Consider the following 15,130-nt stretch of genomic DNA (forward strand, 5'->3'; position numbering starts at 1 on the left):
GGCCTGTCACGCCGGGGGTCGCGGGTTCGAGTCCCGTCCGCTCCGCCAAAAGATTCTAAAAAAAAGCACCTTTTTCAAGGTGCTTTTTTTTCGTCCAGGCACAGGCGTTTCATCGCGTTATGACACAGCAAACACAGATTCATAACCTGGCAGGCCGATTGGCGATGGTGCTGGGGCTGTCGCTTGGCGGTCTGGTGTTCCCCTGGCTGTTTCTGCCCGCCGCATTGATCGCCTGGTCTTTGCTGGAGGATTGGCGCAAGCCCGCCCCAGCACCTGAGACGGTACCCCCGCTGTGGCGCGCGACAGCGCAGACGCCTGACTGGGAACAATATTTCCTGAATTTGTGTGAGTCCCCTGCGGAAACCGCATTTCTGCGGGCCATGTTGCAGGCTCACCGTTTGTTGCCTGAGAGTGGCCGCTTGCGTGGCGAGGGCTTCACGCTGGCCTTGCAAGTGAAAATGCCACCATACCGGGTGGATTTTCTCGTCAATGACAAGTTGATCGTGGAGATAGACGGCGCCACTTACCATTCTTCGCCTGAGGCACGTGCGCGAGACCGGCAGCGGGATGCCGCTCTGGGCGCCCGGGGCTACGTCACTTTAAGGATTCCGGCCAAGCTGGTGTTTGAGGCGCCGGACGTAGCGGTGGGGCAGGTCGAGACAGCATGGGCCGCGTTATCAGTACCCTCAGGCCCGGCAGTTCCTGCTGCCCAGCAACTCGGGCGGGCCACCATGAAAACCATCCAAGGTGTGAAGGCCATGACTGCGAAGTTTGGTGCGGCCGTGGAGGCTGTTAACCAGAGCCTGGAGGACAGCCGTGAGAGGCAGCGTGTTACTGATGCCTTGCTTGTCCCGAGGACGGTTTTCGAGACCGAACGTGTGCATATAGAAGGTGCCATGGCGCTGGCACGGCAACGCGTGGAGATAGAGGCCTGGTTATCCGATGGCGAGGAGGGGCTGCGGGAAATGTATCAGCAAACCCTGGATGAGTTGAGGGGGCGTGTCGCAGCTATCAGTGACAAGGAGAGGCCGGTCAGGAAACAAACGGCGGAAAATACGGTGCTGGCGCCATTTGCCGCGCCGCCCCCAGGCCCGTCAGAGACCTGGAATCAGGCGGTTCAGGCTGCATTCCAGCAACTGGCAGCGACACGCGCTGATTATTTTGCGCAGATTCGCTTGCAGCTTCAAAGCAACGAGACTTTATGCGCAAGCGTGAAGCAGGCACTGATGGAGTTTCATCATGAGGCGTGCTGGCTGAATATTGCGCCGACACCGTTGCGTCCTCAGGCTCCCCACTATGCGGCGGGCCAGGCGCTGCGTAGCCCATTTCGTGATGCCGGGTGATAGAAAGAGGGCGCAGCGCATATCAGGATGAGACCGCGCGGTTCTGTTGCCGCGTGCCGTGCCGGTATTGTTTTTTCTGTCATGGCCCGAGTATCCTGACGCGTCATTTCCGCTTTCATTGGCCTGCAGGCCTGCCTCAAGGAAATCATGCGCGTTTTCTCTGGAAATCCAAGTCCATGGCTGGCCGGGTTGGCCGGGTTGGTATTGGCCGTGACAGTATCTCAGCCTGCCTGGGCGCAAGATAGCCATTACCTGGTTAAAACCGATCCTCGCACTAGCGGCCGGGTGATGGAAATCCTGCAAACCCGTGCCGCGTTGCCGCCGGAGCTGGGGCATGGCGATAAGCTGGGACAGTTGTCGGCGGCGTTTCTGGGGGTGCCTTATCAGGCAAATACTTTGATTGGCTCTCGCGATACGGCGGAAATGCTGGTTGCGGATTTCAATCAGGTCGATTGCTTTACGTTCATTGATTATGTGGAAGCGCTTAGCCGCGCAGAGGATGCGGCGGCTTTTCTGGCGCGGCTGGCGGATGTCAGATATGCCGGCGGCACGGTGGATTACCGGCACCGCCGCCACTTTTTCTCGGATTGGGCGGCAGCCGAACCCCATAACGCGGCCGATGTGACGCGTGAGCTGGGCGGCCTGTATGTGGCCGTGGATAAGGTGCTGAATCGCAAGGCTGACGGGTCGGAGTATGTGCCAGGAATAGGGACTTTTCCGCGGACGATAGACTACATTCCTGCCTCGGCCATCAATGCCCAGGTGCTGGAGAATTTGCAGACAGGGGATTACGTTGGGGTCTATACGCCGCGTGAGGGCCTGGATGTGACGCATGTGGGGATTGCCATCCGGCGGGATGGGCAGGTCTGGTTCCGCAATGCGTCGTCTGTGGCCGGTGTCATGAAAGTGGTCGATGCGCCCTTGCAGGCCTATATGGCAACCAAACCCGGCATGGTGGTATTGCGGGCGCAGTGAGGGCGGTTTGAGTCATTGAGGGCTGACGGCTGCTTGGATGGCCGCTGTCTAGAGAAGGTCTTTGATGTATTTATTTGTGGGATAGTTGTTATCCATGTTCTGCATGAATGGGCCGGCAGCCCAGGTGTATAGTCGCTGAGATCCCTTCCGGCCTGGGGGGCGGGCTTTGCAGCGAGGCAGCATGTCGATGACTTTTTCCTACACGATCCACCCTGAGATTTTTCAAGAGCATCCGGCATACCGGCGCGGTGTGGTCGTTTTCAAGGGCCTGGACAATACGCGGCCGGATCCGTCCTTGAGCGCGTTGTTGCGTGCCAGTGAAGCGGCCTTGCGCGAGCGCGTAAGCGGCAACCCCGCGGAATATCCGCAGATTGCCGCCTGGCGGGATGCCTATCGCCGTTTTGGCGCCAAGCCTTCCGAGCATCGCAGCGCCATCGAGGCCTTGAGCCGCCGGGTGCTGAAACCGGATGCGCTGCCGGATATCAATCCTTTGGTGGATATCGGCAATTTGCTGTCCTTGCGCTACCTGCTGCCTGCGGGCGTGCATCCCATTCATGACGCGTCGCAGGCCATCAGCCTGCGCAAGACCAGCGCCGGTGACGGCTTCCTGGCCGAGGCCGGACAGGCGCCGGAAAGCATTCCCGCAGGCGAAATCGTGCTGGCGGCAGGCGCACGCGTCCTGACCCGGCGCTGGACGTGGCGCCAGGCTGCCGATACGCGCACGCTGCCCGGAACATCCTGCGTGTTTTTCGATATCGACGGCTTGCCGCCGACAGACCAGGCTGATGTCGAGGCGGCCATGGCGGATCTCGTGACGCTGGTCGGCAAGTATTGCGCAGGCGTTTGCCTGGGGCAGGCCGTGCTGGATGCCAGGCAGCCTGCCATGCAGATCGCGCTGGCCTGACCGCCGCCGGCCATGAATCTTGCCTTTCACCAACTCAGTGTTGCGCAGTTGAGGGCATTGGCGGCCATGCTGGAAGTTCGCAACCTGAGCCGGGCGGCCAAATTGCTGGGCGCGAGCCAGCCCGCCCTGAGCCGTCATCTGGCGCAGTTCCGTGAGGCCTTGGGCGACCCTTTGATGGTGCGGCGCGGGCGCGAATATGTGCTGACCGAACGCGGCCAGGCGTTGCTGGAACCGTTGCGCGAGGTGCTGACAGGCCTGGAGCGCCTGAGTTCACCCAGCGAGTTTTCTCCTGCCAGTTGTGAGCGCCGTTTCTGCCTGGCGGGTTCGGATTATGTCGCGCAATATATTTTGCCCGGCTTGCTGCATGACCTGGCGTTGCAGGCGCCGGGCGTCAGTGTCGAATTCCGTATCTGGCAGGCCGACCGCTATGACTGGCTGGAAGACGGGAAAGTCGATCTGGTGACGAGCATGCTGGAAGAGACGCCGGCAGATTATCACGGCCGGGTGCTGGGCGAGGATGCGCCAGTTTGCTGCATGAGCGCGGCCCATCCGCTGGCGCGGCAGGAACGGATTTCGCAGGCGCAGTATCTGGCCTGGCCGCATGTCATGATCAGCATGGGCGGTGATAAAGACAGCTTTGTCGATGCGCACCTGCGCCGCCAGCATTTGCGCCGGAATCTGAAACTATCCGTGCCGTTCTACAGCGCGGCGCTGAGCGTCATTCAGCAAAGCGAGATGCTGCTGACCTTGCCTGAGCATATTGCCCGGCAATGGTCGCAGCAGGCCGCCGTATGCGCGCGGCCCCTATCGTTCATTGAACATCGGTTCCGCTACTGGATGGTATGGCATAGCCGCATCCAGCGTTCCCCCGAACAGCAGTGGTTCCGGCAATTCGTTTTCGAGCATTGCCGCAACTCCCCATTTCTCAGCCCGGGTGATGCCGTGCCGCCAGGATATGCCATCTAGGCCTCTGTTCCGCGCCGCGTCAGCAGGCTGGCGGCGGCAAGCCGCGTGAATCCATTAACGTACACAAGCTAATTGGCAGGAGACAAGTGATATGCCGACAGACCCGAATGCCGCCTATGCCATGACCGGTGGCGATGCCCTGGTGCATGGCCTGAAAACCCATGGCGTCGATACCGTTTTCGCGCTGCCGGGCGCGCAGATTTATGGTTTTACGGATGCGCTGGCGCGCAACCAGGATAGCGTCCGCAGCATAGGCGCGCGCCATGAGCAAACCAGCGCTTACATGGCCTTTGGCTATGCGCGTTCCAGCGGCAAGCCTGGGGTTTTTGCCGTCGTGCCCGGGCCGGGTATTCTCAATGCCAGCGCGGCCATGCTGACGGCGCATGGCTGCAACGCGCCGGTGCTGGCCATCACCGGCGATGTGATGAGCGGCTTCAAGGACAGAGGCCGGGGGCAGTTGCACGAGCTGCCCAAACAGCTCGATATCCTGCGCGACCTGGGCAAATGGGCGGCGCATATTGAGCAGCCTGCCGATACGCCCTGGCAAGTGGCGCGGGCCTTTCAGGAAATGCGTTCAGGACGGCCGGGCGTCGTATCGCTACAGGCTTCGTGGGATTTCTTTACCCAGCCGGGGAAAGTGCGCACCCAGGCGCCGCTGCCCTTGCAGCCCACGCCGCCGGTGGATAGCGATGCCGTGGCGCAAGCCGCAGCCTTGTTGAGCGCTGCCCGCGCTCCGATGATCTTCGTGGGTTCCGGCGCGCTGGATGCCAGTGCCGAAGTGCGTGAGCTGGCCGAGACGCTGGGCGCGCCGGTGGTGAGCTTTCGCGGCGGCCGCGGGGTGGTGGGGGACGATCACCCGCTGGGTTTTACGGTGGCCTCGGGCGCGCGGCTCTGGCCGCAAACGGATGTCGCTATCGTGATCGGGTCGCGCTTTGAACTGTTCGATATCCGCTGGCGCCATCGTCCGGCAGGCTTGAAGCTGATCCGCATTGACATCGACCCGGCGGAAGTCCGGCGCATCAATGTGGACACCAGCATTTTGGCGGATGCGGCGCAAGGAGCGCTGGCCCTGGCGCAGGAAGTCCGGCGCAGCGGCACGCCGCCGCGCCGCGATGCCGAGCTGGCAGCGGCCAAGGCGGCGGCGGAGCAGGACATACAGAGCATTCAGCCGCAGCTGGATTATCTGCGTGTTATTCGGGACGTGCTGCCGCGCGACGGTTTTTTTGTTGAGGAAATCTCCCAGGTCGGCTTTACGTCCATTTTCGGCTTCCCGGTGTATGAGCCGCGCACGCTGGTGACCTCCGGCCAGCAGGGAACCCTGGGCTTCGGTTTTCCGACAGCGCTGGGCGTGAAGGTCGCCAACCCCGGCAAAGCCGTGGTTTCTATTTGCGGCGATGGCGGCTTTATGTTCGCGGCGCAGGAGCTGGCGACAGCGGTGCAATACGGCATCAATGTCGTGACCATCGTGTTCAATAACAGTGCCTTCGGCAATGTCTATCGTGACCAGCAGGAGGCTTTTGGCGGACGGTTGCTGGGGTCGGAGCTGGTCAACCCGGACTTCATCAAATTCGCCGAATCGTTTGGCGTGCAGGCGCATCGCGTGCAGACCCCGGGCGCCTTGCGCGCCGTGCTGGAACAGGCGTTTGCCGCAGACCAGCCTGTGCTGATTGAGGTGGTGGTGCCGCGCGGCAGCGATACCAGCCCATGGAAGTTCCTGCATCCTGACTTCGCGCGCATGGCGGCGCCGTCCGGGCAGTAAGGGCCGCCGACTGAAGGGCTGCAAACTGAAGGGCTGCAAACTGAAGGGCTGCAAACTGAAGGGCCGCAAGCTGAAATCAGGGGCTGAGAGGCCATTTCAGAAAAAACCCCCTGCCGGTATGCACCGGCAGGGGGTTTTCGTAACACCTGGCTTTTCGCAGCATCAGGCCTTTTGCAGCATCAGGCCTTTTGCAGCATCAGGCCTTTTGCAGCATCAGGCAGGCGGGGCGGCCTGAGGCCACCTCACGCCTGCGTCAGGCCGGCATTACTGGGCTTGTTGAACCCAGTTCGTGACGTAATTGTCGCAACCGCCAGCCATGAACTGGTCGGGCGTCGTCAGGTTCTGCACCTTGAACGACTTGATGACGCCTTGTTCTGCCGTCAGCGACACCTTGCATTTGACCAGGCGGCGCTCAGCCACATAGTTCAGGCCGGACTCCGGGTAGGGGTAGGGGCCATCAAAGGCCGGGTTGCCGAAGGCTGCCAGGGGCGGGTAGTAATCCGGGCCGTCGAACTGTTCGAACGGCGGCTGGTAATAGCCCGGATCCATGAAGTAGCCCAGCGGCTGCTCATAGGTGCGGTCATACAGGCCATACCAGGCATAGTCGGTTGCGCCATTGGCCTGCGCCTTGGTTGCCGACGGCTGGCCGAAAACCTTGGTGGCGGCAGCTACAGGCTTGCCTACCCAGGCTTGCGCGGAATAAGGCTCGGGGCCGCCCAGCGAAGCGCAGCCGGCGGCGAGCACGCAAACCGCGGCGGCGCCAGCGAGCTGCAGGCGTTTCTTTGCTTGATCCAGCGTATTTCCGATCATGATGAAAACTCGTGAAAAGGATTGAACAGGCATCCGGGCGCGGCGCGGGGCCGGGCGTCGGCAATAGGTACGGCGTACCGTCCGGAGGACGGCGGGGACTTCATTAGAACTGCTGCAGAAAGAATTAACTTTCAGGATTTGTAAAGGATTGTGCGTCAGCCTTTGCTGATTTGCAAATGGGATTGCGAAGCAGTATTGATCCTTCTCATGAAAGCGGCTGCGGCGAGGCGCTTTTCCCCCTGTTTGTGAGGGTGTGGCAATGCCTGGGGCAAGGCAGACAGCCCTCTCCGGGCAATTAATTGGAATCAGATTCCAATTAAGAATATAATTCCATGGTATTGATCAACCGCCTGCCGCGCATGCCACGATTCCTGTTCGGCAGGATGCATAACAAGGGGATGGAGGCTGCATGACGGATCAACAGAAGGCAGGGTTCGACGAGGAGGTTGACCTGCTGATATTCGGCGCGGGCGCGGGCGGGATGACCACCGCGCTGGTCGGCGCTTTGAGCGGTTTGAAAGTATTGCTGTGCGAGAAAACCGGGCAGGTGGGCGGCAATACGTCCACGTCTGGCGGCACGACCTGGGTGCCGGGTAACTCACAGGGCAGCCGCGTGGGCGCGCAAGACAATATCGAAGACGCCGCCACTTTTCTGCGGGCGATTGTCGGGGATAGGGGCGGCGATGATGTGCGCGCGGCCTTCCTCGAAGCCGGCCAGCAAGCCATAGACGAGCTGGAAAAGAATACCGAAGTGAAATTTGCGGCCGCTGCCGCCCACCCGGATTATCTGGATGGGCCGGGGTTTGCGTTTGGCGGCCGTGCCTTGGGCCCGCTGCCCTTCGACGGCCGCTTGCTGGGGGCGGAATTTGACCGGGTGCGCCCGCCGCGCCAGGAGTTCATGGGGCTGGGCGGCATGATGGTCGGGCGCGCGGAACTGGCGCAACTGCTCAAGCCATTTGCTTCGCTGGGGAATTTCAAGGCCACGGTCAGTATCGTCGGCCGCTATGCGCTGGACCGCCTGCGCTACCGCCGCGGGACGCGCCTGCTGATGGGCAATGCCCTGGTGGCGCGGCTGTTCTACAGCCTGCGCCAGCGCAAGGTGCCCATTTTGTTTGATGCGCCGCTCAAAGAGCTGCTGCTGGAGTCCGGCAAGGCGGTGGGGGCGATTGTGGATACCCCGCAAGGGCAGAAGCGTATCCGGGCCAGGCGCGGTGTGGTCCTGGCGACTGGCGGTGTGGCCTGGAACCAGGCCTTGCGCAAACAGTATTTCCCGGCGCTGGTCAGCCTGGAATCGCAGGCGCCCGAGACCAATACCGGTGACGGCATCGTGCATGCCATGCAGGCGGGGGCGGCGTTTGACGATGGCCATGACAGCCCGGCGCTGTGGATGCCGTGCTCGTTCATCAAGCGTGCCGACGGTTCGCGCGGCATCTGGCCGCATATTCTGCTGGATCGCGCCAAGCCCGGCCTGATTGCGGTGGGCCGCGACGGCAAGCGCTTCGTCAATGAATCAGACTCTTACCATGATTTCTGCATGGGCATGCTGCGCAACGGGCTGAGCGAAGCCTGGCTGATTTGCGACGCGGATTTCATCAAATCCTATGGCCTGGGGCTGGTCATGCCCGGCGGCAAGGGCCTGGCGGAAAAATTGCGCAAGGGCTACCTGAGCGAAGCGCCGACGCTGGACGCGCTGGCGGCCAAGGTGGGTGTGGATGCCGCGGCACTGAAGCAGACGGTGCGGCGCCATAATGAATTGGCCCAGACTGGCGTGGATGCCGATTTCGGCCGCGGCACCAGTGTGATGAACCGTTTCAACGGGGACGAGGCGCAGCAGCCCAATCCGTGCATGCGGCCTATCCGCGATAAGGGGCCGTATTACGCCTTGCGCGTGGTTCCCATGGACCTGGCTTGCAGCGCCGGTTTGCGTGGGGATGTGAACGGGCAGGTGCTCGATGCGCAAGGGCAGGCTATTGATGGCCTGTATGCCTGCGGCAACGATATGACTTCAGTGTTCCGCGGAACGTATCCCGGCCCGGGCACGACGATAGGCCCGGCGATGGTGTTTGCCTGGCGGATTGCCAAGCACGCTGCCGCCAAGGCCTAACGCCGCGAAAGCGGCCGCCCGGGGCGCAATGCCCTGGGCGTGAACGCTGCGCCCCCTGCGCTGGCGCAGGGGGCACAGCCGGTCATCGCCAGTCAAAGCGGGTGTGACCGGGCAGGTGTATGCGGCTGCCCGGCAGCCCGATCAGGCAGCGTTATGCTGCGGGTGATGCGGGCGTTGCAGATTGGCGTGATAGCGCGCCACATATTCATCGAAGCTTTCGCGGCGGTCGGCCTCCAGGGCGTGTTGCTCCGCCAGGGAACGTTCGGCCTGCGCCTGATACTGCGCCTGAACGGCTGCCGTCAGCGGCTCGCTGCGCAGGGCATCGGCGTGGGCGCGGCTCGTGCTCAGGCCATATTCGATGAAGGAAGCCTTGGCCTGGCGCATGCCGTCGAGCAGGCGGGCCGAGGGGGTCAGTTCGGGGTCTGCGAGCTTGGCGCGCTGCGCGGCCACGGCCCGGCTGTGCAGGTCGCCGCCATGAACACGGTCCAGGAGATCGGCGCAGGCTTGCACGCGGTCCAGAATATCGTTGCCCCATTGCGGCAGGGACACGGCTTCGCAGTTGCGCTCCAGCATCAGGCCGGGTTCACGGCCCTGGCGCACGACCTTGGCGAAGTTCTGGCTGCTGCGTTCGCAATACCCCTGGGGGGTGAAAGCCGGGCTCTCGTCCAGGGTGCAATACAGCAGGAACGCATCCATGAAACGCATGGTCTCGGCGTTGATGCCTGCCGGTTCAAAGGGGTCGATGTCCAGGCAGCGGACTTCCACATACTGCACGCCGCGCTCATCCAGGGCCGTCAGCGGCCGCTCGCAGCGTTTGGTGCTGCGCTTGAGGCGGATGTTCGAGTAGTACTCGTTTTCGATCTGCAGCACGTTGGTATTGAGCTGTATCCATTCATCGCCGCGTTTGGTGCCAAAGGCCTCATAGGCCGGCCACGGCGTGGTGACGGCGTTATACAGACGCTCCAGGAAGGTATCCAGATCGTTGTAGTTGAGCTTCAGCTGCGATTGGGCCTTGTTCTGGTAGCCCAGGTCGCTCATGCGCAGGCTGGTGGCATATGGCAGGTAGCGGGTCTCGGCATCCCAGCGTTCCAGGCCGCCGTCTTCGGCTGCGGGAAAACTGCTGGCAATGGCGGGCGAAGCGCCGAACAGGTACATCAGCAGCCAGCTGGAGCGCGTGAAATTGCGCACCAGCGCGATATAGCCGGCATCACGCTGTTCGCGCAGGCTGGCGCCGGGCATGCCCAGCAGCGGCCAGATGGCGTCATCCAGCGAGAAGTTGTAGTGGATGCCGGCAATGCATTGCATGGAGCGGCCATAACGCACGGCCAGGCCGCGCCGATAGACATGCTTGAGCATGCCGCTATTGGAGGTGCCGTACCACGCGATGGGAATATCCGCGTCAGCCGGCAGGCTGGCGGGCATGGAGTGGTTCCAGATCAGTTCATCGCCCAGCGCGGCATAGGTGGCGCGATGGGTATCCAGCAAGGAGGACAGCACGGCTTCCGTGCTTGGGAACGGGTCGGTGATCAGTTCCAGCAGCGCTTCGGAGTAATCGGTCGTGATGTGGGGATGCGTCAGTGCGGCACCCAGGGCAACAGGGTGAGGAGCCTGCGACAGCTGGCCTTGGGCATTGACGCGCAGCCCTTCTTTCTCGATGCCGCGTTGCATGCGTTCGAGAATGTCGCGTTGATTGTCCAGGCGTTGCAGGCGAGATAGCAGAAGATCGGTCACATCGACTCTTTTTATCGTATTCACAGGGAGCCGATTTTACGGGTTTGCAGCCAACTCGGTGTTGAATCCCTACCGGAAACAGGTAAAACCATTAGCTTTGTCTCGGCCAGCCAGGGGGAGAGGCCTATTTTCGCCGCGCCACGCCTTGCTTCAGGCCGACATGGCGCTATGATGCCGGGAGGCTGGCAAATCCGCGCCATGCCATGGCGGCAGAGGGTGGATCAGCCTTCTGTGCATGGCCAGCAGGATGGCGGCGCGTCTGCCGTTGACGCGCAATTTGCGGCTGGCATTCTGCAGGTGGAAGTTGACGGTGCGCTCGCTGATGCCGAGAATGACGCCGGTTTCCCAACTGGTCTTGCCGTGCGCCGCCCATACCAAACACTCCTGTTCCCTGGCGGACAGGATATTGTGTGTGAAGAGTGTCATAGCCTATGTTCCAACCTGCCGCATGACAGGAAGCGGCAGTGAGAAAGATTATTGTTACGTTTTTATGGCGAAGCAAGGGGCCATGCACGCGTGCATAGTGTCTGGCCGTCAAGGATACGCATGGCACCGATGTCGATGATGCAGTTCTACCTGAGCGCGCTGGCTTTGCTGGCGCCGACCGTTGTCGTGGTGGGGACGGGGTTCGTCTGGGGCCGGCGCAGCCTGCCTTTTGCCGGGCAGTTCATTTCGCAGCTTGTGACCTTGGTGGCGACGCCCGCGCTGGTGTTCCATACCCTGATGACCAGCACGCTGGATAACGCGCTGCTGGCCGATGTCGTGTTGCTGACCCTGGCCTGTATGCTGGCTGCGGCGCTGATGGCGGCCGCTGGCTTGAAATTGGCGGGCCTGCCGGTGCGCAAGCTGCTGCCGACAACCAGCATGCCCAATGCCGGCAATATCGGCTTGCCGGTGTCTTACATGGCATTCGGTGAAACCGGCCTGGCTGTGGCCGTGGCCATTTTCACGGTTTCCTCTTTCTTGCAGCATACCGTCGGTCTGCGCATCCTGCCTGGCGGGGTCGCGCGCGGCGGCGCCTGGCGCAATCCGACGATGGCCTTGTGCGTGCTGGCCGTCATTCTGCGCGCGCTGGGCTGGGGGCTGCCCGACTGGACCTTAGAATCGGCGCGCATGCTGGGCAGTCTGGCGGTGCCCCTGATGCTGCTCAGCCTGGGGCATGCTTTGTCACAGATTCCCGCGTCCGGCCTGCGCGCCGGGTCCTTGATGGCCGCCCTGCGCCTGATTGGCGGCTGCGCCACGGCGCTGCTGGTGACCTGGATGCTGGATGCGCCGCCGCTGATCGCCAACGCCGTGGTGCTGCAGATGTCCATGCCCTGCGCCGTCATGAGCTATATGTATGCGCGCGCTTATACGGATCAGGGTGACGAAGCCGCTGGCGCGGTGCTGGTCTCTACCGGTATTTTCCTGGTGCTGGCGCCGCTGCTGTTGTGGTTTCTCAGGGTGTAGGGGCGCCGGGGGAAGCGCGCAGGAGAAACTGCGCAGCGTAAGGATGGGGGCCGGCGGGCTGAGACAGATGTGTCTCGGCTAACCAACGGTTCGGCTGGGAAGCGGCGGGGTAGCGATTGTCATGGAAATGCCAATGCGATACATTCCCAACCTCAATATTGAACCTCTCGCTTCGCAGGGACCCCGGGTGAATCCTGTTATCGACAACGCTGGTACGGCGCCGCTGCCGGTGGACGCCCTCTATCGGGATCATCACCACTGGCTGGTGGACTGGCTGCGCGCCCGGCTGGGCAATGAAGCCGATGCGGCCGATCTGGCCCAGGATACCTTTCTGCGCATAGTGGCCCGCAAGCGCGCCGCAGATATATCGCCCTTGCGCGAACCGCGAAAATATCTGGCGACGATCGCCAAGGGGCTGGTGGTTGACCATTGGCGCCGCCGCAATCTGGAACAGGCCTATCTGGCGGCGCTGGCCGCCCAGCCGGAGCCTGTGGCGCCTTCGTCGGAACAGCGCCTGCTGATTCTGGAAACGCTGACACGCCTGCTGAATATGCTGGAAAGCCTGCCGGCCAAGCCGCGCCAGGCATTCATGCTGGCGCAGTTCGACGGCCTGACCTATGCGGAAATTGCCGGACGCCTGAAAGTGTCTGAGCGCATGGTGTGCAAATACATGTCGCAAGCCATGCTGCAATGCCTGCTGCTGGATCAGCAGGACGAGTGCGTCGCCGGGCGCGGAGCACCGCATGCCTGAGTTGCCGGATCGCCGCATCCTGAGTGAAGCGGCGCAATGGTTCGCCTTGCTCAATAGCAGCCAGGCCAGCGATGCGGATGTGCGGCGCTGGCGCGCATGGCTGGGGGCGCATGGTAGCCCTCAGGCCCAGGCCTGGCAGCGGGTGCAGGCGCTCAGCGATCAATTCGGGATGGCGCGGGATCCGGCTGCGCGTTCCGCGCTGCAATCCGCGCTGGGGCAGCGGCGCCAGGTCTTGCGCAGCATGCTGCTGCTGGCGGGCGCGGGCGCCGGCACCTGGGCGACACTCAATAGCCGCGCCTGGCAGGGCTGGACGGCCGATTACCACAGCGGGGTGGGCGAACTGCAGCAAATCGCCTTGCCCGATGGCACTCAGCTTTGGATCAATACCGACAGCGCTATCCGGCTGCACTATACCGCCGCGCTGCGCGAGGTTCAGCTCTTGCACGGAGAAATCCATATCGTCACGGCCAGCCCCGCGGGTGAAACCCGGCCTTTTGTCGTGACGACACGCGCGGGCAGCGCGCGGGCACTGGGGACGCGCTATACCGTGCTGGCGCAGGACGGACGGACGACGGTCTCGGTCTATGAGGGGGCGGTTGCCCTGCAGCCGGCCGGGAGTCAGCAGGAACCATGGGTCATCCCGGCAGGGGAGCAGGCCGTCATGACACCGGCAACGGTGTTGCGCACTGGCGCGGCGGGCGCCATGCAGCGCGAATGGACGCGCGGCCTGCTGCTGGCCAACGATGTTCCTTTGGGGGAATTCATCCAGGAGTTGTCGCGCTACCGGCGCGGCCATATCGCTTGCGCGCCGGAAGTTGCCGGGCTGCGCCTGGTGGGTTCCTTCCCGGCGCTGGATACGGACGTGGCGTTGGACATGATTGCCCGCAGCCTGCCGGTCATGATCCGACGGCGCTCACCGTGGTGGGTGACCGTGGCGCCCAGGTAATGCAAGCTAAGACAAGCTAAGACGATCTCACGCAACCCGAGTTTGCCGTGGCCAACAGGGCGCGGCAGGGGATGCCGGCGGGGGCGGAAATTGCTGCGCGGGCAGACCAGAAAAATGTTGATACAAATAATTCTCAGCATAATCCGCCTAACAGGTTCGTGATTCCGCGTTTCATCCGGCCCCCTTACATGAGTGATTCAGAATGCCTGGCTGCCAGAGTGTGCGGCGCCAGACATCTTCTCCCATGTTCCAGGATATCCATGTCTGTCTGCTCCGGGCCCAAACCCAGTATTCCGCCGTCAGCGCTGCGGCGTTTTCCCTTGAACGCAGGTGCGTCCGCGGTGCTGCGGGCGACCTTATTGATCTCTTTGCCGCTGCTGGCGCTCGGTCAGGATGTGTGGGCGCCCGTGCAGGCGCAAACGCCGGCCGCAGTCGCCGCCACGCATGTGCTGGACTTGCCGGCGGCGCCTTTGGCGGATGCCTTGAGCCGCCTGGCCGCGCAGACCGGCGTGTATCTCTCGGTCGATGGCGCATTGACGGCAGGCAAAACAGCGCCTGCCGTCAACGGCACGCTGACAGCCAGGCAAGCGCTGGAACGCATGCTGAGCGGCAGCGGCTTGGAAGTCACGGAATCGCAGGGGCGCTATTTCATTAAGGCGATCCCCGCGGCGCGGGCATCCGTCGCCAGCCTGGAAGCGGTCGAAGTGCTTGGCACGCCGGAAAACCCCAAGGATGCGGCCTACCGCGCCCCGCAGTCAGTCAATGTGCTGACGCGTGATGACATCGAGCGTTTTCGCGGGACCTCGGTGGGCGACATTTTTCAGGGCATCCCGGGCGTTCTGATTGGCGAGAACCGCAACAGCGGCGGACTGGATGTAAATATCCGCGGTATGCAGGGCCAGGGGCGGGTGCCGGTGCTGATAGACGGTGCGCGCCAGGAAACGACGGTTTACCGCGGTTATGCGGGGGTCGCCTCGCGCAGCTATGTGGACCCGGATTTGATCGGCGGCATCACGATAGAGAAAGGCCCCAGCATGAGCGCCCAGGGCACGGGCGCCGTGGGCGGTCTGGTCAGCGCGCGCACGCTGGCCGCCAGTGATGTGGTGCCGGAGGGGCAAAGTTTCGGCATGCGTGTGCGCGGCAGTCTGATCGGCAATAACACGGGCGCGCCGGTCGAGCCGGGCACGACGGCAGGTTATTTTGTGCGGACCGACGAGTACCGCAAAGACTGCCAGCCAGGCAGCGAAGCCAATTGCAGCGGCGCCCACGATTTGAGCAGCATCATCGGGCCGTCGGGGGATAGCACGCTGGAGCGGCCTGGCACTTTCCATCCCAAAAGCTGGGCCGGCAGCCTGGCCATGGGTTTGCGTCTTGAGAATGTGGATCTGGTCG

Annotated in this window: 13 protein-coding genes; 10 read left to right on the forward strand and 3 right to left on the reverse strand. The window is 62.8% G+C overall.

All coding sequences use genetic code 11. The features are described from left to right. The first annotated feature begins 119 nt into the window (after positions 1 to 119). The 5 genes from ACTJGZ_RS13160 (at position 120) to ACTJGZ_RS13180 (ending at position 5,947) form a co-directional block, all read left to right on the forward strand. Entirely contained in the window at positions 120 to 1,343 is a 1,224-nt protein-coding gene (locus tag ACTJGZ_RS13160; protein WP_441663368.1) for an endonuclease domain-containing protein, read from the forward strand. Between the two features lie 210 nt (positions 1,344 to 1,553). Continuing rightward, the gene (locus ACTJGZ_RS13165) at positions 1,554 to 2,318 is read left to right on the forward strand and encodes a DUF1460 domain-containing protein (RefSeq protein WP_441663369.1); all 765 of its coding nucleotides are present in this window, start codon (positions 1,554 to 1,556) and stop codon (positions 2,316 to 2,318) included. 181 nt (positions 2,319 to 2,499) lie between these two features. Then, positions 2,500 to 3,222, forward strand: coding sequence for a B3/B4 domain-containing protein (locus ACTJGZ_RS13170; RefSeq protein ID WP_441663370.1), 723 nt, complete (start codon positions 2,500 to 2,502; stop codon positions 3,220 to 3,222). Positions 3,223 to 3,234: 12 nt separating this feature from the next. Beyond that, positions 3,235 to 4,188, forward strand: coding sequence for a LysR substrate-binding domain-containing protein (locus tag ACTJGZ_RS13175; protein ID WP_441663371.1), 954 nt, complete (start codon positions 3,235 to 3,237; stop codon positions 4,186 to 4,188). A 91-nt stretch (positions 4,189 to 4,279) separates the two neighbouring features. After that, positions 4,280 to 5,947, forward strand: coding sequence for a thiamine pyrophosphate-dependent enzyme (locus ACTJGZ_RS13180; RefSeq protein WP_441663372.1), 1,668 nt, complete (start codon positions 4,280 to 4,282; stop codon positions 5,945 to 5,947). 264 nt (positions 5,948 to 6,211) lie between these two features. Here the strand turns inward: ACTJGZ_RS13180 and ACTJGZ_RS13185 are convergent, their stop codons facing one another. Then, entirely contained in the window at positions 6,212 to 6,757 is a 546-nt protein-coding gene (locus ACTJGZ_RS13185) for a hypothetical protein (protein WP_441663373.1), read from the reverse strand. A 409-nt stretch (positions 6,758 to 7,166) separates the two neighbouring features. Between ACTJGZ_RS13185 and ACTJGZ_RS13190 the strand changes: the two genes are divergently transcribed. After that, positions 7,167 to 8,861 (forward strand): FAD-dependent oxidoreductase, encoded by a 1,695-nt coding sequence (locus ACTJGZ_RS13190; protein WP_441663374.1) that lies wholly within the window; start codon positions 7,167 to 7,169, stop codon positions 8,859 to 8,861. Positions 8,862 to 9,002: 141 nt separating this feature from the next. On the opposite strand, the gene gshA is transcribed toward ACTJGZ_RS13190, so the two are convergent. Further along, complete coding sequence (gene gshA, locus ACTJGZ_RS13195) at positions 9,003 to 10,592, reverse strand: glutamate--cysteine ligase (protein ID WP_441663375.1); 1,590 nt, start codon at positions 10,590 to 10,592, stop codon at positions 9,003 to 9,005. 150 nt (positions 10,593 to 10,742) lie between these two features. Beyond that, entirely contained in the window at positions 10,743 to 11,018 is a 276-nt protein-coding gene (locus tag ACTJGZ_RS13200) for a response regulator transcription factor (RefSeq protein WP_441663376.1), read from the reverse strand. Positions 11,019 to 11,138: 120 nt separating this feature from the next. On the opposite strand from ACTJGZ_RS13200, the gene ACTJGZ_RS13205 reads away from it, so the two are divergent. From ACTJGZ_RS13205 to ACTJGZ_RS13220, 4 genes are all read left to right on the forward strand, one after another. Continuing rightward, on the forward strand, positions 11,139 to 12,041 hold the full coding sequence (locus ACTJGZ_RS13205) for an AEC family transporter (protein ID WP_441663377.1): 903 nt from the start codon (positions 11,139 to 11,141) through the stop codon (positions 12,039 to 12,041). Positions 12,042 to 12,174: 133 nt separating this feature from the next. Further along, positions 12,175 to 12,792 carry a sigma-70 family RNA polymerase sigma factor gene (locus ACTJGZ_RS13210; RefSeq protein WP_441663378.1) on the forward strand — a complete coding sequence of 206 codons (618 nt, stop codon included), beginning with the start codon at positions 12,175 to 12,177 and terminating at the stop codon, positions 12,790 to 12,792. Beyond that, on the forward strand, positions 12,785 to 13,738 hold the full coding sequence (locus ACTJGZ_RS13215; protein WP_441663379.1) for a FecR domain-containing protein: 954 nt from the start codon (positions 12,785 to 12,787) through the stop codon (positions 13,736 to 13,738). Before ACTJGZ_RS13210 ends, ACTJGZ_RS13215 begins: the two co-directional genes overlap by 8 nt. Positions 13,739 to 13,998: 260 nt before the next feature. Beyond that, positions 13,999 to 15,130, forward strand: a 1,132-nt coding sequence (locus ACTJGZ_RS13220) for a TonB-dependent receptor plug domain-containing protein (protein ID WP_441663380.1), incomplete at its 3' end; no start/stop codon positions are given.

It is taken from the genome of Kerstersia sp. (assembly GCF_052103615.1).
GTDB lineage: Bacteria > Pseudomonadota > Gammaproteobacteria > Burkholderiales > Burkholderiaceae_B > Kerstersia.

Excerpts from the sequence above, each read along its gene's own strand:
- ACTJGZ_RS13160 (WP_441663368.1), top strand. The coding sequence starts at position 120 with ATGACACAGCAAACACAGATTCATAACCTGGCAGGCCGATTGGCGATG.
- ACTJGZ_RS13205 (WP_441663377.1), top strand. The coding sequence starts at position 11,139 with ATGGCACCGATGTCGATGATGCAGTTCTACCTGAGCGCGCTGGCTTTG.
- ACTJGZ_RS13175 (WP_441663371.1), top strand. The coding sequence starts at position 3,235 with ATGAATCTTGCCTTTCACCAACTCAGTGTTGCGCAGTTGAGGGCATTG.
- ACTJGZ_RS13185 (WP_441663373.1), bottom strand. The coding sequence starts at position 6,757 with ATGATCGGAAATACGCTGGATCAAGCAAAGAAACGCCTGCAGCTCGCT.
- ACTJGZ_RS13200 (WP_441663376.1), bottom strand. The coding sequence starts at position 11,018 with ATGACACTCTTCACACACAATATCCTGTCCGCCAGGGAACAGGAGTGT.
- ACTJGZ_RS13170 (WP_441663370.1), top strand. The coding sequence starts at position 2,500 with ATGTCGATGACTTTTTCCTACACGATCCACCCTGAGATTTTTCAAGAG.
- ACTJGZ_RS13210 (WP_441663378.1), top strand. The coding sequence starts at position 12,175 with ATGCGATACATTCCCAACCTCAATATTGAACCTCTCGCTTCGCAGGGA.
- ACTJGZ_RS13215 (WP_441663379.1), top strand. The coding sequence starts at position 12,785 with ATGCCTGAGTTGCCGGATCGCCGCATCCTGAGTGAAGCGGCGCAATGG.
- ACTJGZ_RS13190 (WP_441663374.1), top strand. The coding sequence starts at position 7,167 with ATGACGGATCAACAGAAGGCAGGGTTCGACGAGGAGGTTGACCTGCTG.
- ACTJGZ_RS13180 (WP_441663372.1), top strand. The coding sequence starts at position 4,280 with ATGCCGACAGACCCGAATGCCGCCTATGCCATGACCGGTGGCGATGCC.